Raw genomic sequence first — 21,265 nt, forward strand, 5'->3', positions numbered from 1 at the left:
TTCGGGCGCTACTCGTACTCTTTTACCGGCGCCTGGGCTTGCAGCCCCCGCTGCTCATCACGCCCTTGCATGCTGCGCGGCCAAGCGTAAATCAGCGCTTTCAGCAGCGTGGCCAAGGGAATGGCGAAGAAAATACCCCAGAAGCCCCAAATCCCACCGAAGAACAGCACCGCCACAATGATCGAGACCGGATGAATATTATTGGTCTCTGAGAACAGCACCGGTGCCAATACGTTGCCATCCAACGCCTGAATCACGCCATAAGCCACCAGCACATATGCAAACTGTTCACTAATACCAAAGTGAAACCCAGCCACCGCAGCTACCGGCAGCGTGGCCACCGCCGCCCCGATGTAGGGCACCAGCACTGAAAAACCCACCAGCACCGCCAACAGCGCCGTATAAGGCAACCCAAAGAAGGCAAAGGTAAAGAACGAGACCGTGCCCACGATGATGATTTCAATGAACTTGCCGCGGATATAGTTGGCAATTTGATCGTCCATCTCACGCCAAATACGCGATAGCAGCGTACGCTTTTGGGGCAGCAGTGAGAGTATAAAACCGACCAGCACGTCGCGATCCTTGAGCATAAAGAAGACCAGAATCGGCACCAGCACCAGGTAGATGATCAGCGCCATAATGTTACCTAGCGAGGCTAACGAGAGCGTTAAAGCGCGCTGGCCTAACTGACTGATTTCCCGGCTTGCGACACCTATCCAGCTCTGCATCTGATCCGGCGTAATAATGTTCGGATAGCGCGCCTGCAACTCATCCAGCCACCCCTGGCCACTGGCAAACATCCGCGGAGTCTCTTGAACCAGCCCCACTAGCTGATTCCAGATCAACGGCATCAAAATAAACGCCAAGGTAAGCAGCACACTGATAAACGCCAGAAAAACCAGGATAACCGCCAGCAGATGTGGCACTCCTCGCCGGGTAAGCGCACCGACGACACCTTGCAGCAGAAACGCGATCACCAGTGCGGTAAAAAAGGGCGCCAGCATCCGTCCGAACCAGATAATCGCTGCAAAGCCCGCCACTAGCACTACCAGCAAAATGAGCGCCTCCTCATCCGAGAAGTAACGCTCAACCCAGCTTTTTAGAATCGTGCGCAGGGTCATGAGTGCGCGTCTCCCGCTTTTCTAATCCAATACACGTAGACGTCGTCGCGCTGCTCACGACCCTCCAGCGTATGCGCACTCTGGTCGGAAAACGACGCCATATCCCGCCACGAACCAGCATCCGTTGAGCGTACTTCCAATAATTGACCTGCCGCCAAGCTTGCCAAAGCCTGCTTCGCTTTTAGCAATGGCAATGGGCAATGCAGCCCACAAGCGTCAAGCACCGTGTCGGGTTGAAAGCCCCCGGTTTGCTCAGACATACACTCTCCCTCAAAATAACTTGCCTATTGACGGCGTAGATTGATCACTGCTGTTGCATAAACATTGTTTAATAAACGCTGCGGCATACACTGTCTTTTAGCGATTGATTTCATTAGGCAGTCGATTTAACGGCACTTCCCCGCCTTTATCAATGTCACACTGTGACTGACGTGCTTACCTATCACTTAAGAGGATGCCATGCCGACCCATCGTACCGCTTACCCAGGCTGGATATGTGCGTTCGCTTGTGCCTGTGGCAGCTTACTGTTTAGTCCACCAAGCGCTGGTAATAACGATTACGGCTTACCCAGTTTAGGGGCGGCATCTACCTCTGTCAGCAATGAAGAGTATCGTTTGGGCCGCGCCTGGTTGCGTCAGTTTCGTGCTCAGGCCCCACAGTGGCAAGACCCCATTACCAATGACTATTTGCAAAGCCTAATTGCCCGGCTGGCCCCACACAGCCAGATTAACGGCCTGCGTACCATCACCGTCATGGTCGATAACGGCTCCCTGAACGCCTTTGCCGTACCTGGCGGCGTGGTGGGCATCAATTCGGGGCTATTCGCGTTTGCCGAAGATGAAGGTGCGTTTGTCTCGGTGTTAGCCCACGAACTGGGCCACCTCTCTCAACGCCACTATGCTCGGGGCAGTGCCCGTGCAGCACAGACCCAACTGCCCGCTATGGCGGCCATGCTGGCAGGCATGCTGATTGCCGCCAGTGGCGGCGGCGACGTTGGCATGGCGACCGCCATGGGGTCTCAGGCGGCACTGATTCAGGATCAACTCAGCTACTCGCGGCTGTTCGAACAGGAGGCCGATAACATAGGCCTGCAGGCCATGGCCGACGCTGGCTATGATCCGGAGGCAATGGTACGCATGTTCTCAGCCATGCAGCGAATGGCTCGCCTTCAGGGCGATACGCCGCCGGAATTCCTACTTACCCACCCGGTTACCGACAGTCGTCTTAGCGCCGCACAAGCCCGCGCCGCTCAACTCAATGTCGCCGATGCGTACACCAGCGATACCCTTTACGACATGATGCGCGCCCGGGCGCTACTGAGCATTTACAGCAACGCTCCCCAGCAAGCCATGTCTCGCCTGTCTCGGGAAGGTGCCTACCAAGCCGCCCAGGATTACCTGGCGGCACTCATCGATGCGCGCAACAGCCAAACCGACAGCGCTCTGGAGCAGTTGGATAGGCTTGCCAACCAGCATCCTGACTACGCCATGCTGCCCGCCTCTGCCGCCAGCGTGGCGCTGGAAGCGGGGCGCTACGAACAGGCCATTCAGCGCAGCCAGCGATTGCTGCGCTTTATGCCCAACTATCTGCCTGCCCAGCTGACCCTGGCTGAAGCGCAGCTACAGCGCGACCCACAGGCGGCTTACCAGTTGCTAAACGATATTACCGCACAACACCCGGAAAACCCGCAGGGCTTTAATCTGCTGGCTGAAGCCGCCGGGCGCAGTGGACATGACAGCTGGGGGCATTTGGCCCGGGCCGAGTACCTCCAGCTAACCGGTCGCGTTGATCGCGGCATTCGCCAGCTCTCCATCGCCCGGGATGCCGCCGAGCGTGAGAACGACCAGCAGGCACTGGCGAGAATCGAGCAGCGCCGCGAGGATTTCATTGAGTATCGCGAAACCCTGGAAGATTTTAACTAAACCTATGTCACTGCGAGGAGCACAGCGAAGCGGCAATCTCAACCTGCGTTGGAAGCCTCCGAAATTGCTTCACTTCGCTCGCTATGGCACTTCTACGTTCGCAATGCCATTCGGTTAATCATCTCCCGCTAAGCGTTGAAGTTAAGCATTCGCTCAAGGGGCTTTAAAGCCTGTAGGCGCAGCGCTTCATCCACCTCAATTTCACCGCTTCCCTCGCGCAATGCACCCGCCAGATTATCCAGTGCGTTCATAGCCATCCAGGGGCAGTGGGCACAGCTGCGGCAAGTTGCCCCATTGCCCGCTGTAGGCGCTTCAAACAGGGTTTTGTCGGGTACCGCCTGCTGCATCTTGAAAAAGATACCCCGATCCGTCGCCACAATCAGCTTATCATTGGGTAGCTCTTTAGCCGCCTTGATCAGTTGCGAGGTGGAACCTGCCACGTCGGCCAGTTTAACCACCGGCTCCGGCGACTCGGGGTGCACCAGCACTGCAGCATCCGGATAGATGCGCTTCAGGTCTTCAACACCCTTGGCCTTAAACTCTTCATGAACAATACAGGCGCCGTCCCACATCAGCATATCGGCGCCGGTTTTGTTCTGGATATAGCCGCCCAAATGCTTATCGGGCGCCCAGAGAATTTTCTCGCCTTTAGCCTGCAGGTGTTCGATCACCTCTACCGCAATCGACGATGTGACTACCCAATCCGCCCGCGCCTTAACGGCAGCAGAGGTATTGGCATATACCACTACGGTGCGGTCAGGGTGGGCATCACAGAAAGCGCTGAACTCATCGGCAGGACAGCCAATATCCAGCGAGCAGGTGGCTTCCAAGGTGGGCATCAGCACGCGCTTTTCAGGCGAAAGAATCTTGGCAGTTTCACCCATAAAGCGAACCCCGGCGACGACCAGCGTGGTGGCGTCGTGGCGAGCACCAAAGCGCGCCATCTCTAATGAGTCAGCGACACAGCCGCCGGTCTCTTCCGCCAGTTGTTGGATAGCATCATCGGTGTAGTAGTGGGCAACCAAAACGGCGTTATGGGCTTTCAACAGCCGCTTAATCTCTTCAACCCGGGCCTGATCTTCCGCGGGAATGCGGGTCGGGCAGTAGGCCGTGGGTAGCGGAGCATCAAGCTTCGCTTGCGTAGTCATAATAGTCATTGTGTCTACCACTGTGACGAACAGGGAATCCCCCTGTTAAACACTGGGTCACGGCGCATCAGCGTCTTGCACATGCGCCGCTCGTATGTGCGATTGGCCGCTGCGTCTCTCGCGATGGCCATCGCTTAAAATCCATTCGGAACAGATTTATTTTAAACCATTTTGGCGGGGAATAGCGTTTGACTGCAAACAGAATGTCGCACACAGCAAAACGCCCCTGGCAGCTAAACTGCCAGGGGCGTTGAATTTGGTGGGTCGTGCAGGATTCGAACCTGCGACCAATTGATTAAAAGTCAACTGCTCTACCAACTGAGCTAACGACCCAAACTTGCTGTGCTGTTTACTTACCAGCTTTGCTACACATTCTGCTGCTACACATACTTTAAACGTTCACCAACGAATTCAAACGGACTTTCCAAACTGACCAGTCGTTTGAATGGTGGGTCGTGCAGGATTCGAACCTGCGACCAATTGATTAAAAGTCAACTGCTCTACCAACTGAGCTAACGACCCGTCTGAACGGATGCATATCCTACGCTTACACCTTATTGATAGCAAGCGTTTTTTCGCTTTCACTCTACAATAATGAACCATTTGCGTCCCTGCCAGCGTCACTCCATGCTGACAGGGGCGCTTATCACTCTAACCGCTAACGGCTGACCACCAAGAGGTTCAAAGGGCTCTACAAAGCGCGTTTAGCGCGCCTTGCTTTTCGGTTTGCGCAGCGCCTGCACCGGCTTACGCTTGTGCTTATCGCGGTTCCAGCGATTCTTCTCATCCGGCGTCAGGGCCGGCACTTTGCGGGTCTCTAAGTTAGCCAGCGTGGCCAAGTCATCCACCTCATCCTGATTAAGCTCGACCCATTCGCCGGCTTTCGCCCGCTTATCAAGGAAGATATTGCCGTAACGCACGCGTTTAAGGCGACTCACCGTCAGCGCCTGGGACTCCCAAAGACGCCGTACTTCACGATTACGACCTTCCAGAATCACCACGTGGAACCAGGTGTTGATGCCTTCACCACCAAACTCCTGCACATCGGTAAAACGCGCCGGGCCATCCTCCAGCATCACGCCATCGACCATTGCCAGGATATGTTCGCGCTTCACCTCTCCCATCACACGAACCGCGTACTCCCGCTCCACCTGGGTAGAGGGGTGCATCAAGCGGTTGGCTAATTCGCCATCGGTGGTGAACAGCAGTAAGCCGCTGGTATTGATATCCAAACGGCCAATGGCAATCCAGCGTTCGCCTTTCAGGCGCGGCAAGCGGTCAAATACCGTGCGGCGACCCTCCGGGTCTTTCCGGGTGCACAGCTCGCCTTCCGGCTTGTTGTACATAATCACCCGGCGTGGCACTTCTTCTTCGGGGCGCAGTGTCACTGGACGGTCATCAAAACTGACTTTGTCCCGCGCTTCCACGCGGTCGCCCAGCTTGGCCACCTGGCTATTCACTTTAACCCGGCCGGCGGAAATCGCCGTTTCCATCTCACGCCGCGAGCCAAGGCCTGCACGGGCCAAAACTTTTTGCAGCTTTTCGCTGGTAGGGGGCGTGGTGTTATTACTCTGACTCATGGTCGTCTGACCTCACATCGGTAGTCTGCGTGCTTTCGCGCTCATCTTGTTGGCGCTTGGCACGTGCCGCGAGCCGGGCCTGTAGGTCGGCAAAACTCAACGGCTGGGTTAACGCCGTCTCGGCGTGGGTCTCGGCGGGTTCAGCCGAGCTTAACTCATCGTTCTGGGGAGGCGCATCCTGCACGGTTTCGCTCGTTTCGTCCAGTGCTTCATGCTCTGAACCGGGGCCATTTTGTTCCTGAATGTCCGTATCCTTCGTCACTCCTGGCTCTTCAGGTAGTTCGTTCTCGTCCCAGCTCGAAAGCGTATGCATGGGCGGCAGCGCATCGAGGGTCTTTAAGCCAAAATCGTCCAAAAAGCTGCGCGTGGTGGCATAGACCGCCGGCCGACCGGGCACATCACGATGACCGACCACACGAATCCAGCCACGCTCTGCGAGGGTGCGCATGATTGAGCTACTCACGCTGACCCCACGCACCTCTTCGATATCACCTCGCGTTACCGGCTGCCGGTAGGCGATTAACGCCAGCGTTTCCAGCAGCGCCCGGGAGTAGCGCTGAGGGCGCTCGTCCCACAACCGCGACACCCACTGGGAAAGCCTCGGGCGAATACGCAGCTGATAGCCCGAAACGGTCTCTAACAGCTCAAGCGCGCCCCCCGAATGGCGTTGCTGCAAGCGCTCAAGAATGTCACGAAACTCCTTGCGCGTGGGGCATTCGTCCTCCAGAAAAAGCGTTTCCAGGCGTTCAAGAGGCAGTGGTTCGCCAGCGGCCAGCAGGGCCGCTTCAATAATGTCGTCTACTGCGGTGACGGCCTCACTCATGACGTCTCCTCGTCCGGTTCAAAAGCAGACTCACCATAGGCATCACCTTCTATTTCGCCCTCATCAAAAGCACTCTCCTCACCATCTGTCAGCGCAGCACGCCGTGCGCGCACGTGAATCGGTGACAGCGGGGCATTTTGGACAATTTCAATCATGGACTCTTTAGCTAGCTCTAAAATGGCCATAAAGGTGACCACCACGCCTGCACGCCCCTCTTCCAGCGTAAACAGCGCCTCAAAGGGGGTATAGCGCTGCTGGGCGTCGTCGAGACTTAGCTGCTCCATAATTTTGAGCATGCGCTCGCGGGTAGAGAGCACCTCTCGACTGATCTGGTGAGCTTGCACCAGTTCGGCACGCCTGAGCACATCGGAGAGCGCGCTGAGCAGCTCATCCAGCTCCACCTCAGGATGAATTACCCGGGATTCCAATGGTGGTAAGCCCGCCTGCACGCTAAACCAGTCACGCCCCATACGCGGCAGTGTATCCAGCGTTTCTGCCGCTTCTTTTAGGCGTTCATACTCTTGTAGGCGACGGATAAGCTCGGCGCGGGGATCCTCTTCATCCTCGCCCTCTGCTTTAGGCGGGCGCGGCAGCAGCGTCCGCGACTTGATTTCCGCCAGCATGGCGGCCATTAGCAGGTACTCCCCTGCCAGCTCAATCTCCATGGCTTTCATCAGCTCCACATACTCGATGTACTGGTGGGTGATGGTGGCCACGTTAATGGTCAGAATGTCCAGATTCTGGCGGCGAATCAGGTAGAGCAGCAGATCCAGCGGCCCTTCAAAGGTTTCCAGGAAGACCCGCAGTGCTTCCGGAGGAATATACAGATCCTCCGGCATTTGCGTAATCGGCTCATTAAACAGACGCCCAAACGACATCTGCACAGGCTCATTAGGCTGAGAATCAGATGTTTCTATGTCGACATTAATGCTTGGCGTCTCGCTCACGCGGGTCGGCTCTCTTGAAAAGTGGAAATCGGCACAAGCGAACAGTTTAGCAAAGTCGTCAGCATTCGCGTCGTCCTATTAGAAAGTCTGCACAAGCGTACTACCCCGCCTCCACCGCTTTGCGGTAGCGGCCTGCATAGTCAAACAGCTTGTCACGGATTTGGAAATGGCGCCCCACTTTGCGGCCTACGACAAAATCTGGGTGGCGCAGGCGGCGCTGCTCGGCGACAACCTCCTCAGCGCTTAGCGGCTGCCATTTACCTCCCGGTGCGCGCAGATGATAGCGTAGAAAGGCGGCGTAGAAGGCGCGCCGCTGGGCCGGAGTTTCCAGCGCAAACCACTCGGCCAGATGGGTGCCGTCCTCGTCGTGATAGGTGACTTTTAAGCGCGGCAGACCACGACCATTAGTCGTTGCTTCCAGCTGCATACCGCTGACCCGCAATACCTTGGCGTCTTTCAGCTTTAAGGCGTCCTTGAGCTTATCATCCGCGTCCACCAGTAGTTTTTCGCAACCGTGGCAGCGGCGGGCAGCAATATCATTCTCGGCACCGCACTCATCGCAGACTTTGAAACGGAACCGAAACTCACACTGGCGCCGCTTTCCTTCATCATCTTCAACCAGCCCCTGACAACGGCGTCCAAAGTGCTCAATCACTAAATCACCGTCGCGCTTACCCCAGTAAAGATTGGCATGACCGCAAGCCGGACATTCAACCTGAACCGGTTCGCTGTCGCTATCCGGCTTGGGCTCGCCCACTTCTGGGGCAAAAATATCCCAAGGGTTACCGGCATAGTCCAGAATCAGGCAGTCACTTTTCCCCGGCGAGAGGCGCAGCCCTCTGCCCACCATCTGCTGATAAAGACTCACCGATTCGGTAGGTCTCAAAATAGCGATCAAATCCACATGAGGCGCATCGAAACCGGTGGTCAGCACCGCCACGTTCACCAGGTATTTAAGCTGCCGTGCTTTAAAGGCATCAATCAGCGCGGTGCGCTCCTGGGAAGGTGTTGCACCGGTAATTAACGTCGCCTCTCCCCTGGGTAGATACCTCATGATCTCTTCGGCGTGGGCCACAGTAGCGGCAAAAATCATCACCCCCTGGCGCTCAACCGCACGCTCGACGATTTGCCCGATAATTCCCGGCGTCGCCCGGCTGCCCGCCACCACGCGATTGAGCTCCTCCTCCTGAAACAGACCGCTGGATGATGGTTTCAGTGCAGAAAAATCGTAGCCTTCAATGGCCATATCCATGCGCTTGGGTTCGGCGAGATAGCCCTGCTTGACCATCAGGCGGAGTGGCTGTTCAAACACACAGTCGCGGAAAAAGCTCTCTTCACTGCCTCGCACCATGCCGTGATGGTGGCGATAGTAGATAAACCCTTGCCCCAAGCGATAAGGGGTCGCCGTTAAGCCAAGTATCTTCAGTTGCGGATTGTGCTGTCGCAAATGCTCGATCACTTGGCGGTAGCTGGCGTCTTCGTTGAGCGATACGCGATGACTTTCGTCGATCACCAGTAGGGTAAAATTGGCATCATTAAAACTCGCCAGGTTACGCACCACCGACTGCACCGAGCCAAACACCACTTGGCGACTGGCCTCCTTACGCTTTAAACCGGCGCTAAAAATATCCGCTTCAAGCCCATAGGCCTGGTACTTTGCGTGGTTCTGCTCCACAAGCTCGCGCACATGGGCAAGCACCAGCACCCGCCCCCTCGCCAAACGCGCTAACTCAGCAATGACCAGCGATTTCCCGCTACCGGTAGGCAGCACTACCAAAGCAGGATCGCTGGAAGCACGGAAGTGCACCACCACACGCTTTACCGCGTCCATCTGATAGGGGCGCAGCTGTGGCGTTACAGAGGAGGCTTGCGAGGAGTTAAGTGTCGGCAAATTAATTAGCCCGCTATTGAACTATTACGACTTTAGTCGCGTCGTAGTAATGATGGTTTAAATAATCCCTGAACTCGCACCGTCTATCCGCGAGAAGATAATAGTGAGGTGAGCCATGACAACCAACCATTTCAGCCCTGAATGCCCGGAGTGCGGTAGCCGCTTAAAACGCTTGCCCGCCACACGTCGTGATCAAGCCCATGTGTTCTGTATGGATTGCGGGCACGATTTTGGACGCTTCGAGTACCTCGTTGAGCGCTACCGGCTAGAGCTTGAAACCCTGGAGGCAAAGCTAGGGCTATCGCTAACAGGCGCAGAAGATACACCTGCGAGCGCGCCCCAACCGCCCTCTTAACCATTGGCTTAATAGTTAACGGCGGCCAAAGCCGCCGTTAAGTCTCATCGCCCTGCAGGGAGCATCACCGGGTTCAGTTGAGCCACACCCTTGCGTTGCGGAACAGCCGTAGCCAAGCGCCATCTTCGATCCACTCTGCCGGACGCCAGGAGTTGGTGACCGCCCGTGCAACGCGCTCGGGGTGGGGCATCATAATGGTCACTCGGCCATCCGGCGTGGTTAGACCGGTAATGCCCGCAGGCGAGCCGTTGGGGTTAGCCGGGTAACGTGTGGTGGCCTGTCCATAGTTATCGATGTAGCGCAGCGCGATTTGGCTGCTCGACTGCATGCTGCGCAGGTGCGCGCTATCGCGGAACGCCGCCTGCCCTTCGCCATGGGCCACGGCGATGGGCAGCTGAGAGCCTTCCATACCGGCGAGCAGAATCGAGGGACTCTTTTCAACCCGTACCATGGAAACCCGCGCCTCAAACTGCTCAGATTCATTGCGCACAAAGGTCGGCCAGTTTTCCGCGCCGGGAATCAGCGATTTCAACTGCGACAGCATCTGGCAACCGTTACACACGCCCAGCGAGAAGCTGTCCTCACGAGCGAAGAAGGCCGCAAATTGCGCCCGCGCACGCTCGTTAAACAGCACCGACTTGGCCCAACCACCGCCGGCGCCCAGCACGTCGCCATAGGAGAAGCCGCCACAGGCCACCAGGCCTTTAAACTCTTCCAGCGAAACGCGCCCCTCCAGAATGTCGCTCATATGCACATCCACGGCGTCAAACCCAGCCTTATCAAAGGCCCAGGCCATTTCAACCTGGCCATTGACACCCTGCTCGCGAAGCACGGCCATGGCGGGCCTGGTAGTATTAATGAACGGCGCACTGATATCGTCATTAATATCAAAGGTGGGCGTTGCGGAGAGCCCTGGATCGCGGCTATCGAGCAGATTGTCGTATTCGTTCTTGGCGCATTCGGGGTTGTCGCGCAGCGCCTGCATCCGGTAGCTGGTTTCTGTCCAGGTACGTTGGGTAAGCTGGCGCGTGGTTTCCAGCAAGGGCTCTTCAAACAGTGTGACGCGCACCTGGTCGTCGTAACGCGGGCGAGCAATGACGCCGCAGGTTTCGATACCCGCCACAGCAAACTGCGCCAGCACTTCTTCAGTGTGTTCCCGATTGACTTGAATCACTGCACCCAGCTCTTCCGAGAACAGCGCATTCAACGCCTCCACCGGCTCATCGATCATCCAGTCGAGCTTGATCTCAAGCCCGGCATGGGCGGCAAAGGCCATCTCCAGCAGCGTGACCAGCAGGCCGCCGTCGCTACGATCGTGATAGGCCAGCAGCTTGCCGTCGCGGTTAAGGCCCTGAATGACTTCGAAGAACGCCTTGATATCTTCTGGATCGTCCACATCGGGGCAGTCGTTACCCACTTGGCCGTATACCTGTGCCAAGGCGGAGCCGCCCAAGCGATTCTGACCATTGCCCAGGTCGATCAAAATCAGATCCGACTCATCCTGATCCAGATTGATCTGCGGCGTTAGCGTCGCCAATGCATCCGTCACCGGGGCAAAGCCGGTGACTACCAGCGAGAGCGGTGAGGTGACGCTTTTGTCTTCGTGTTCGCCCTCCTCTTTCTCATCGACCCAGGAAGTGCGCATCGACATGGAGTCTTTGCCCACGGGGATGGCAATGCCCAGGGCCGGGCACATCTCCATACCCACCGCATACACAGCGTCATACAACGCCTGGTTTTCACCAGGGTGGTCAGCCGCGCTCATCCAGTTAGCGGAGAGCTTGATATCGCTCAGTTTGGCAATCGGTGCTGCCGCTAGATTGGTAATCGCTTCGGCAACCGCCAAGCGGGCGCTGGCAGCAGGGTTGATTAGCGCCACCGGCGGGCGCTCCCCCATGGCCATGGCTTCCCCCGTGTGGGTATCAAAGCTGGCCGTGGTCACCGCTACATCGGCCACCGGCACCTGCCAGGGGCCCACCATTTGGTCGCGAGCAACTTGGCCGGTAATCGAGCGGTCACCAATGGTGATCAGGAAACTTTTTGAGGCCACGGTGGGCAGACGCAGCACCCGATCCAGCGCTTCGCGCAAGTCGAGGTTATCGAGCATTACCCCCGAAAGCTCCGGATCGTGACGCTCGAATTCGCGTTGCATCTTAGGCGCTTTGCCAAACAGCACACTCATCGGTAAGTCAACCGGCTTACTATCAAAGTGGCCATCGCGTACTTCAAGATGGTGCGCTTCCAGTGCTTCTCCGACCACTGCATAGGGGCAGCGCTCGCGCTTGCAGAGGGCATCAAAGGTGTCTAAATCTTCAGGCGCAACGGCGAGCACGTAGCGCTCTTGCGCTTCGTTACACCAGATTTCCAGCGGGCTCATGCCCGGCTCGGCATTAGGTACCGCGCGCAGATCAAATCGGCCGCCGCGATTGCCATCTTTAACCAGCTCAGGCAGTGCGTTGGAGAGACCACCGGCGCCCACATCGTGGATAAAACGAATCGGGTTGTGATCGCCCAGCGCCCAGCAGCGGTCGATCACCTCTTGAGCACGGCGCTCGATCTCCGGGTTTTCACGCTGTACCGAGGCGAAATCGAGGTCAGCGCTGGAGGTGCCGGATGCCATGCTGGAGGCTGCCCCGCCGCCCAGGCCAATTAGCATCGCTGGGCCGCCCATCACAATCAGCTTGCCACCAACAGGGATATCGCCCTTCTGAACATGGTGGGCACGAATATTGCCATAACCGCCAGCAAGCATAATCGGCTTATGGAAGCCTCGCCGCTCGATGCCGCCCTCGTTAAGCGACTCCTGCTCGTAGGTACGGAAGTAGCCGGTTAGGTTAGGGCGGCCAAACTCGTTATTGAAGGCCGCGCCGCCAATGGGGCCGTCAAGCATAATGTTAAGCGCCGACTGCATTCGCTCTGGCTTGCCATAATCAAACGCCTCCCACGGTTGCACAAACTCAGGGATGCGTAGGTTGGAGACGGTATAGCCCGAAAGACCCGCTTTGGGTTTGCCGCCAATGCCGGTGGCACCTTCGTCGCGTATCTCACCACCGGAACCGGTCGCCGCTCCCGGGAAAGGTGCAATCGCGGTGGGGTGGTTATGGGTCTCTACCTTCATCAGGATATGGATGGGCTCCTGATGAGTGGTGTAGAGTGCGCGCTCGTCGTCAGTGCCCGTCAACGGCGTCGCAAAGAAGCGCCCAGCCTGGCTGCCCTTAATAACAGCGGCATTATCGCTGTAAGCCGAGAGGACATTGTCAGGCGAGGAGGCAAAGGTGTTCTTGATCATCTTAAACAGCGAGTGACTCTGCGGCTCGCCATCGATCACCCAATCGGCGTTGAAGATTTTGTGACGGCAGTGCTCAGAGTTGGCCTGAGCAAACATCATCAGCTCAACGTCGCTGGGGTTACGCCCCAACTCATTGAAAGCATCAACAAGGTAGTCGATTTCATCTTCTGCCAGCGCCAACCCCAACGCCTGATTGGCGGTTGCCAGCGCCTCCCGGCCCCCCTCAAGAATATCCACACTGCCCAGCGGCGCCGGGTCGTGTTGGGTAAACAGCTTGGCAGCGTCCGAAGCATCAGCCAACACTGTTTCAGTCATACGGTCGTGCAGCAGAGCCGCTAGTGCGCTCAACCCCTCTTCATCCGGCATAGTGGTAAAGCCGACCCGATAATCGATGCCGCGCTCGATGCGACTAACTTGGCGCAAGCCACAGTTATGGGCAATATCAGTAGCTTTTGACGACCAGGGTGATTGGGTACCTAGGCGCGGCACCACTAAAAAACGCTGGGCACGCGCAAGAACCTCTTCGTTCGATTGGGTGCCATGGCTCGGCACATAGTCCAATAGTTGCACCAAACGTTCGCGGGCAGCGTCATCCAACTCCTCGCGGTGGTCATGGGCGTGAACATCAATAAAATGAACATAGTGGGCAGACAGCGCCTCCACCTCGGGGACACGTTCACGCAGCACCGTTAACAGCCGAGCATGACGGAAGGCAGAAAGGGCGGGCGCGCCTCGCAGTTCGAGCATATCCTGAAGCCTCTAGAGCAGGGAAATTCGAGCAGGGAAATCACCGGGCCGCTATGCGGCCATGCTTTTATGGTGCCGAAAATTGCCTATGATACTGGAAACCACCCGCCACACGAAATCAACAAGGTGACAGCCTGCCCCTGGCTGGGTATCGTGGCAGCTTGTTTCATGCCGACAAGACCCCATGCTGACGTTGATTTGCCGACACTTTGTAGCCCGAGCCAGCGCTTATTATGCGCTGATAGCTATTACGCTTTTGACGCTGGTGCCGACTCTCTCCCTGATTCCCCCCGGCGAGCACCTGACGCAGATCACGGCAAAAGATTTTATTACCGTCCACACCCGTAATACACCCACTACTTATTACGAGGGTCGCCAAGGGCCTACCGGCTTTGAGTATGAGCTGATGCACCGTTTTGCCGATTACCTTGGGGTGAGTCTTAACCTTAACGCCCGCCACCACCCTGAGAGTGTGCTACCGGCGGTACGTGAGAGTGGCGACCTGGGCGCTGCAGCGCTACCGCTGCTACCCAACCCTTCCGGCATTTACTACACCCGGCCGATTATTCAAATGCAGCCGCTGGTCGTCTACCGGCGAGGACTTAATGGCATCAGCGAGCCGAACGATCTGGTCGGCCTGGAGCTTGGCACGCTTAGCGAAGCGGGTACTAGCGAAGCTCTGCGCGACCTCCAGCATCGCTATCCCACCCTGAGCTGGAAAGAGTCCCACGAACTGGAAGTCGCCGAACTACTGGCCCGGGTTGAGAACGGCACCCTGGACGCAGCGGTTATTTTTGAGCATCAATTCCGTTTAAACCGGCTGTTTTTTCCTAACGTTGAACGCGGCTTTATCCTTGGCGACCCGCTCTCCATGGCGTGGGCGGTGCCCAGTGGTCGCGGCCTAGGACTCCTTGAGGCCGCTAATCATTTCCTCCAAGACCTGCAGGAAAGCGGCACACTCGATCGGCTGGTAAGCCGCTACTTTGGCCATGACGACTATTTAGAGTATGTCGGCACCCGTACCTTTCTTGATCACCTGGACGCGCGCTTGCCCCGTTACAGAGACCTCTTTCAGCAGTCTGCTCGGGAAACGGGGTTTGATTGGAAGTTACTCGCGGCCGTGGGCTACCAGGAGTCTCACTGGGATCCGGATGCAGTCTCGCCAACGGGGGTGCGCGGATTGATGATGCTGACCAACCCCACCGCCAGTGAGATGGGCATCAGTGACCGTACCGATCCAGCCCAGAGCATTGATGGCGGTGCCCGCTATTTACGCAGCATCAAAGATCGCTTACCGGAAAGCATCACCGGCGATGACCGGTTGTTTATGGCAATGGCTGCTTACAACGTGGGCCTGGGGCATTTATACGACGCTCGCAAGATCGCCGAAATGCGCGCTGGTAACCCCGACAGCTGGGCGGATGTGCGCGCCGCGCTCCCTCTCTTGCAACAGCGTGAATGGCATAGCCAAACGCGTCACGGCTACGCCCGGGGCGGTGAGCCGGTAATATACGTACGCAACATCCGTCGCTACTACGAAATGATTGAGTATGTCGAGCGTAGCCGCCAGCAGTTTTTTCAATTAGAACAAACGCCTGTTAACGATGATCCACTGCTATTGTTCGAGCTTGTGCCGCCGCTTAATTAACGCTTCTTAACTATTTCTGGTTCAGTTGCTCGCGCCGTGCGGCAAAAAAGCTTTTTAGCAATTTTTGCGAAGCTGATGCCAACACGCCACCGGTCACCAATATCTGATGGTTAAACCACGGCTGCGCCAACAGGTTAGCCTTGGATTCGACCATGCCCGCCCGAGGTTCGGCGGCACCATAAACCAAACGAGCTAGACGTGCATGGATCATCGCCCCAGCGCACATCATGCACGGCTCTAAGGTGACAAATAGCGTGCAGCCTTCAAGGCGATAGTTACCCTGCTGCTGCCCCGCCTCGCGCAGAGCACGAACTTCCGCGTGGCTGCTAGGGTCGCAGCTAGCCACCGGGGCGTTGCAGCCGACGCCTATGATTTCCCCCTGCGCATCGACAACGATCGCCCCTACGGGCACCTCACCTGCCGCAGCAGCAAGATGGGCTTGGTCAAGCGCCCGGTACATGTAAAACTCATCGCTGCGCATAAACGTAAACTCCGCTAAGGTAGCTAAACGATCGTATGAAAGGGCTGCCCTTGCCGTGGCAACTCACGTCAACCGACAGCCTTTTATAGAGACAGCCGCAAGGATACCGAGAATGACAGACGCGCTGAATAAACTGGTAGCGTTACTAGAGCTAGAGACACTGGAAGAGACGCTGTATCGTGGTCAGAGTCAGGATCTGGGCTTTCCTCAGCTCTATGGTGGCCAAGTACTCGGCCAAGCGCTTGCAGCCGCCACGCGCACAGTGCCCACTGAACGCCGCCCCCACTCTCAACACGGCTATTTTTTGCGTCCCGGCGACCCCCACCGCCCCGTTGTCTATCAAGTGGATACCATTCGCGATGGTGGCAGCTTCACTACCCGCCGCGTTACCGCCATTCAAAAAGGCCGCCCCATCTTCTTCTGTAGCGCCTCCTTTCAAAGCGAAGAGGCGAGCTTTAGCCATCAGCGCACCATGCCAGAGGTAGCCACCCCTGAAGCATTAATCGAGAGCGGCGAAGCCAAGCACGAACGCTTTCCAGGCCACCCCATTGAGTTTGTGCATTTACCTGGCAACCCCGACAACGGCACGCCAGCAGGCCAATGCTTATGGTTTCGACTTTCCGGCGCGCTGCCAGACGACCCGGCGCTGCACCGCCATCTGCTTTCCTACGCTTCTGACTTCAATCTACTGACCACCAGTCTGATTCCTCATGGCATCGCGTACCGAGACCCCAACCTACGCATTGCCAGCCTTGATCATGCCCTTTGGCTCCATCAAGACACCCGGCTGGACGACTGGCTGCTGTACGTTATCGACTCCCCCTGGGCAGGCGGAGCTCGCGGGCTGGCGCGTGGGCATATTTACAGCCGCGATGGCCACTTGGTAGCCTCCACCGCTCAGGAAGGGTTAACACGCTACTCGCAGGACTAAATGAAATATCTCTCAAAACATTTACGCCCGCTAAGCAGCGGGCGTAAATCAACGCATCAAGGCAAAGCCTCTTAGCCGCCATAAACGTCATTAATTGACTGCAGCGGGTAGTGCGCAGGGAAAGGCTTACGGGCGACCCCAGAATCAACCGCGGCTTGCGCCACCGCCGAGGTGACCCGCGCCAGCAGGCGAATATCGACCGGCGTGGGAATGATGTACTCGCGACCAAAACTCATCTCGGTGCGCTCGTAGGCGTCCAGCACTTCCTGGGGCACTGGCTCGCGGGCCAGGTCTTTCAAGGCATGCACCGCGGCCAGCTTCATCTCCTCGTTAATGCGCGTGGCGCGAACATCTAAAGCGCCACGGAAGATAAACGGGAAACCCAGCACGTTGTTGACCTGATTTGGAAAGTCCGAACGGCCGGTCGCCATAATCACATCAGGGCGCGCTTCACGGGCAACGTCAGGGTGAATTTCTGGATCTGGGTTAGTGCAGGCAAAAATCACTGGATCTGGCGCCATTTTCTTAACTTGCTCAGCAGAGAGCAGCCCTGGGCCTGACAGGCCGATAAAGACGTCAGCGTTATCGATAGCATCGTCTAAGGTGCGCATCTCGGTATCGCGGGCGAATTCAGCCTTATATTCGTTGATACCTTCGCGATCAGTATGAATAACGCCACGTCGATCCAGCATTACCAAGTTTTCTTTACTTGCACCACAGGAGACCAGCAGCCGCATGCAAGCGATCGCTGCCGCCCCTGCGCCCATGCAGACAATCTTGACGTCTGCGATTTTTTTGCCCGCAATATCCAACGCATTAAGCATGCCGGCCGCCGTCACAATCGCAGTACCGTGCTGGTCATCATGGAAGACCGGGATGCTGCAGCGCTCAATTAGCGCTTTCTCAATTTCAAAGCACTCCGGCGCCTTAATATCTTCCAGGTTGATGCCACCCCAGGTATCGGCGATGCGCGCGACGGTATCGATAAACGCCTGCGGGCTTTCCGCATCCACTTCGATATCCACTGAGTTGATGCCAGCAAAGCACTTGAACAGCACGCCTTTGCCTTCCATCACCGGCTTGCTCGCCAGCGGCCCCAGATTACCCAACCCCAGAATAGCGCTGCCATCGGTGATCACGGCGACCAGATTGCCCTTGCCGGTATAGCGGTAGGCATTTTCCGCATCCCGGGAGATTTCAATCACTGGCTCAGCCACGCCCGGACTATACGCCAGTGCCAAATCCCGTGCCGTCGCAGTAGGTTTGGTCAACTCCACCGAAAGCTTACCGGGAATCGGTTTCGCGTGATAATCCAAAGCAGCCTGCTTATTTGCATCCGTCATGGTCAGAGTCCAGTTAACATAAAGTAGATAAGTCGTTTCAGAATATAGAAAAAACCACAGCGCCTCAAGCGCGCCGTCAACTTACAACAAAACGCTCGTTTAACTGAATTTTACCTTCATATTCGTCACTTTTAGCCACTATTTGCAGAAACTTATGCAAGCAGGCTTTATTCATAACGCTTTACTTATTGCTGCATGGCAGCATTTATGGAATTTTTTTCCACAAAACAAAAACCCACGCCGAGGCGTGGGTTTTGCGCGAGCTTCGCCTGTTCTGAACAGGCAGGCTGGCGATATGGCTATCCGACTGGGATTAGCCGCGCTTAACAGCAGCGCCGAAACGCTTGTTGAAGCGCTCTACGCGGCCACCAGTGGTCGCTTGCTTCTGCTTACCGGTGTAGAACGGGTGGCAGTTAGAGCACACATCCAAAGAGAAGTCCTGACCAGAGGTCGTACCTACCTGGAAAGTGGCGCCGCAAGAACAGCTGGCGGTGACCGTGTTGTAATTCGGGTGAATACCTTGTCTCATTTCGAGCCTCGCTAAGCTGTATGCCGCCACCTGATCTCTTGCCAGGTACCGCATACGGGTTTGGAAAAACGACTAACCGGTTAGCCGCTCTGTCGTTACGATGGATCTTTACAATAGATCGATAAAGACCGTTGATAAAGACCGTTAAGATTCAGAGCGGTCGCATATTCTAGCAAAACTAACGCCGGAGGCCAATTGGCTGACTCCTTTTCTTCACAGGCATACTCTCAAAGAGAGTCTCAAAGATCTGCTCAAGCACTCGACCAGGTGCTTAAAGTAGCGCTGCCCTCGCCGCTGCGCCGCCTGTTCGATTACCTGCCCGCCCGGAAAACACCTCCCTGCGGTTGGCAGCCGGGGCTGCGAGTGCGGGTGCCGTTTGGGCGACGCGAAGTGGTTGGCGTGGTAGTCGAACTGGCTGACAGCAGCGACCTGCCGCGCAGCCAACTCCGGGCGATTAGTGAAACGCTTGATGATGCCCCGCTACCGCAAGATTGGCTATGGTTATGCCGCTTTGCCGCCCGTTACTACCAGCACAGTCTGGGCGACACCCTTCACCACGCCATGCCAGCTCGGCTACGCCAGGGGCATCCCATGGCGGGACGCACCCAAACCCTATGGCTCGCCAAGGGCGAAGGCGCAGAAGAGACACTCAGCCGAGCCCCCAAACAAGCCGAGCTGTATGCGTTGCTGCGCCAACACCCTCATGGGTTGCCCGGCCGTGCGGTTAGCGCCCACGGTTTTGCCCGCGACCAGCTATTAGCGCTGGAGAAAAAAGGCCTGGCCACGAGTCAGGAACACATCCTCACTGCCCCAACGGCGCCCAACGGCAACTTACTGGCAACACCGGCCCTGCCCCTTAATCGCGAACAGGCCACGGCGCTGGCAGCGCTGCACGAAAAGCTCGATAGTTATCACCCCTGCTTGCTCGAAGGCGTGACCGGTAGTGGTAAAACCGAAGTTTATCTTCAACTGATTGAAGCCATCGCCGCCAAAGGCAAACAGTCACTGGTACTGGTGCCGGAAATTGGCTTAACGCCACAGACGCTTGCCCGCTTTAGAAACCGTTTTCGGGTGCCTGTGGTGGCGCTGCACTCGGGCCTAACCGACCCAGAGCGGCTAGACGTGTGGGAGGCCGCCGCCAGCGGTCGGGCGCTGATTATTATTGGCACCCGCTCGGCAATTTTCACCCCGCTGGCCAACCCAGGGGCGATTATTGTCGACGAGGAGCACGACGGCTCCTACAAGCAGCACGACGGCTTGCGTTACCACGCCCGGGATTTAGCGGTGGCGAGAGCTCACTACCATAAAATCCCACTGCTGATGGGCAGCGCCACCCCTTCGCTGGAGAGTCTGCATCAGGCGCTTAGCGGCGCCTATCGCCACCTGCGTCTGACCCAGCGCCCCAGCCAGCACCCACCGGCCAAGCTGGAGCTGATCGACCTACGTCACCAGCGTCGCCAGGGAGGGCTGCTTCCTGGCGCCATCAAGGCTATTAAAAGCACTTTGAGCGCAGGCAAGCAGGTGCTGATTTTTATCAACCGGCGCGGCTTTGCACCAACGCTTGCCTGCCACGCCTGCGGCTGGATCGCCGATTGTAATCAGTGCGACGCGCGCATGACGCTACACCGCCAGCCTCCCTTACTGGCTTGCCACCACTGCGATAGCCGCCGCGCCCTGCCGGATGCCTGCCCCGAGTGCGGCAGCGGTGACCTACGCGCCCTGGGTAGTGGTACAGAACGTACCGAAGAGACGCTGCAAACGCTGTTCCCCAAAACCACCATCTACCGCATCGACCGCGACAGCACGCGGCGAAAAGATAGCTTTGAGCAGGTGCTTAAAGAGATACACCGGGGTGAACCCTGCGTATTGGTCGGCACTCAAATGCTCGCCAAGGGCCACCATCTACCCCATGTTACGCTGGTGGTGGTGGTCAATGCCGATGGCGGCCTCTACGCCGCTGATTTTCGCGCCCTGGAACACAGCGCCCAACTGCTCGAACAGGTGGCGGGCCGGGCTGGTCGCGCCGCTCACCCAGGCCGCGTGCTGGTACAAACGCTGCACCCCGACGACCCTCATTTGGGCCAACTGGCCGAACATGGCTATGGAGCACTCGCACGCAATATGCTGGAAGAGCGGCGCATTTCCCAGCTGCCCCCGTTCTGTTTTATGGCGCTGCTACGCATCGAAAGTCCCAAAGAGGAGGCCGCTTTAGCCATGGCGCAACAAGCCGCCATGGCTCTGCGCCAGTGGTTAAAAGAGAGCGGCGTCGCCACCCGTTGCCTGGGGCCGGTGCCCGCCCCAATGGAAAGACGCCAGAACCGCTACCATTTACACGTTATGCTGACAGCCCATAAACGCAGCCAACTACACCCTGCCGTTAGCTGGCTGGTGCAGTGGCTTGAAGCCAACCGCGAGGCACGCAAGGTACGCTGGTCGATTGATATCGACCCACAAACCCTTGCTTAGCGTTTGTTTAGCAACATGGCTTTGAAACTGCGGCTCAATTGCC

General features: G+C 57.2%; 16 protein-coding genes and 2 tRNA genes. 5 read left to right on the top strand and 13 right to left on the bottom strand.

Annotated features, from left to right (window positions below; translation table 11 throughout):
* Positions 1-8: 8 nt before the first annotated feature.
* Together ACFIOZ_RS17115 and ACFIOZ_RS17120 are read right to left on the bottom strand one after the other, a co-directional pair.
* The gene (locus ACFIOZ_RS17115; protein WP_386079910.1) at positions 9-1,121 is read right to left on the bottom strand and encodes an AI-2E family transporter; all 1,113 of its coding nucleotides are present in this window, start codon (positions 1,119-1,121) and stop codon (positions 9-11) included.
* Positions 1,118-1,381 (bottom strand): sulfurtransferase TusA family protein, encoded by a 264-nt coding sequence (locus ACFIOZ_RS17120; RefSeq protein WP_386079911.1) that lies wholly within the window; start codon positions 1,379-1,381, stop codon positions 1,118-1,120. The genes ACFIOZ_RS17115 and ACFIOZ_RS17120 overlap by 4 nt, the downstream gene beginning before the upstream one ends.
* 199 nt (positions 1,382-1,580) lie before the next feature.
* Between ACFIOZ_RS17120 and ACFIOZ_RS17125 the strand changes: the two genes are divergently transcribed.
* Entirely contained in the window at positions 1,581-3,044 is a 1,464-nt protein-coding gene (locus ACFIOZ_RS17125; protein WP_386079912.1) for a M48 family metalloprotease, read from the top strand.
* 128 nt (positions 3,045-3,172) lie between these two features.
* On the opposite strand, the gene nadA is transcribed toward ACFIOZ_RS17125, so the two are convergent.
* The 7 genes from nadA to ACFIOZ_RS17160 form a co-directional block, all read right to left on the bottom strand.
* Positions 3,173-4,201, bottom strand: coding sequence for a quinolinate synthase NadA (nadA, locus tag ACFIOZ_RS17130; RefSeq protein WP_386079914.1), 1,029 nt, complete (start codon positions 4,199-4,201; stop codon positions 3,173-3,175).
* A gap of 248 nt (positions 4,202-4,449) precedes the next feature.
* Positions 4,450-4,525, bottom strand: a tRNA-Lys gene (locus ACFIOZ_RS17135).
* A gap of 113 nt (positions 4,526-4,638) precedes the next feature.
* Positions 4,639-4,714 (bottom strand) — tRNA-Lys (locus tag ACFIOZ_RS17140).
* Positions 4,715-4,896: 182 nt separating this feature from the next.
* Positions 4,897-5,772, bottom strand: coding sequence for a 23S rRNA pseudouridine(2605) synthase RluB (rluB, locus tag ACFIOZ_RS17145; protein ID WP_386079915.1), 876 nt, complete (start codon positions 5,770-5,772; stop codon positions 4,897-4,899).
* Entirely contained in the window at positions 5,759-6,595 is an 837-nt protein-coding gene (gene scpB, locus ACFIOZ_RS17150) for an SMC-Scp complex subunit ScpB (protein ID WP_386079917.1), read from the bottom strand. The genes rluB and scpB overlap by 14 nt, the downstream gene beginning before the upstream one ends.
* On the bottom strand, positions 6,592-7,542 hold the full coding sequence (locus ACFIOZ_RS17155; protein ID WP_386079918.1) for a segregation and condensation protein A: 951 nt from the start codon (positions 7,540-7,542) through the stop codon (positions 6,592-6,594). Before ACFIOZ_RS17155 ends, scpB begins: the two co-directional genes overlap by 4 nt.
* A gap of 100 nt (positions 7,543-7,642) precedes the next feature.
* Positions 7,643-9,388 (bottom strand): DEAD/DEAH box helicase, encoded by a 1,746-nt coding sequence (locus tag ACFIOZ_RS17160; protein ID WP_386084127.1) that lies wholly within the window; start codon positions 9,386-9,388, stop codon positions 7,643-7,645.
* 160 nt (positions 9,389-9,548) lie between these two features.
* Between ACFIOZ_RS17160 and ACFIOZ_RS17165 the strand changes: the two genes are divergently transcribed.
* Positions 9,549-9,788, top strand: a complete 240-nt coding sequence (locus ACFIOZ_RS17165) for a hypothetical protein (protein ID WP_386079920.1) — start codon at positions 9,549-9,551, stop codon at positions 9,786-9,788.
* Between the two features lie 73 nt (positions 9,789-9,861).
* Here the strand turns inward: ACFIOZ_RS17165 and purL are convergent, their stop codons facing one another.
* Complete coding sequence (purL, locus tag ACFIOZ_RS17170) at positions 9,862-13,824, bottom strand: phosphoribosylformylglycinamidine synthase (RefSeq protein ID WP_386079921.1); 3,963 nt, start codon at positions 13,822-13,824, stop codon at positions 9,862-9,864.
* Between the two features lie 184 nt (positions 13,825-14,008).
* Between purL and mltF the strand changes: the two genes are divergently transcribed.
* Complete coding sequence (gene mltF / locus ACFIOZ_RS17175; protein WP_386079923.1) at positions 14,009-15,472, top strand: membrane-bound lytic murein transglycosylase MltF; 1,464 nt, start codon at positions 14,009-14,011, stop codon at positions 15,470-15,472.
* 10 nt (positions 15,473-15,482) lie between these two features.
* Here the strand turns inward: mltF and tadA are convergent, their stop codons facing one another.
* Positions 15,483-15,953, bottom strand: a complete 471-nt coding sequence (gene tadA, locus ACFIOZ_RS17180) for a tRNA adenosine(34) deaminase TadA (protein WP_386079925.1) — start codon at positions 15,951-15,953, stop codon at positions 15,483-15,485.
* 112 nt (positions 15,954-16,065) lie between these two features.
* On the opposite strand from tadA, the gene ACFIOZ_RS17185 reads away from it, so the two are divergent.
* A complete protein-coding gene (locus tag ACFIOZ_RS17185; RefSeq protein ID WP_386079927.1) occupies positions 16,066-16,884 on the top strand; it encodes an acyl-CoA thioesterase in 819 nt (272 codons plus the stop codon).
* A gap of 71 nt (positions 16,885-16,955) precedes the next feature.
* Here the strand turns inward: ACFIOZ_RS17185 and ACFIOZ_RS17190 are convergent, their stop codons facing one another.
* Positions 16,956-18,227, bottom strand: a complete 1,272-nt coding sequence (locus ACFIOZ_RS17190) for a malic enzyme-like NAD(P)-binding protein (protein WP_386079928.1) — start codon at positions 18,225-18,227, stop codon at positions 16,956-16,958.
* A gap of 313 nt (positions 18,228-18,540) precedes the next feature.
* Positions 18,541-18,756 (bottom strand): 50S ribosomal protein L31, encoded by a 216-nt coding sequence (gene rpmE / locus ACFIOZ_RS17195; protein ID WP_081742600.1) that lies wholly within the window; start codon positions 18,754-18,756, stop codon positions 18,541-18,543.
* A 267-nt stretch (positions 18,757-19,023) separates the two neighbouring features.
* Between rpmE and ACFIOZ_RS17200 the strand changes: the two genes are divergently transcribed.
* Positions 19,024-21,222, top strand: coding sequence for a primosomal protein N' (locus tag ACFIOZ_RS17200; protein WP_386084129.1), 2,199 nt, complete (start codon positions 19,024-19,026; stop codon positions 21,220-21,222).
* The last annotated feature ends 43 nt before the right edge of the window (positions 21,223-21,265 follow it).

It is taken from the genome of Vreelandella sp. F11 (assembly GCF_042466685.1).
Classification (GTDB): Bacteria; Pseudomonadota; Gammaproteobacteria; order Pseudomonadales; family Halomonadaceae; genus Vreelandella.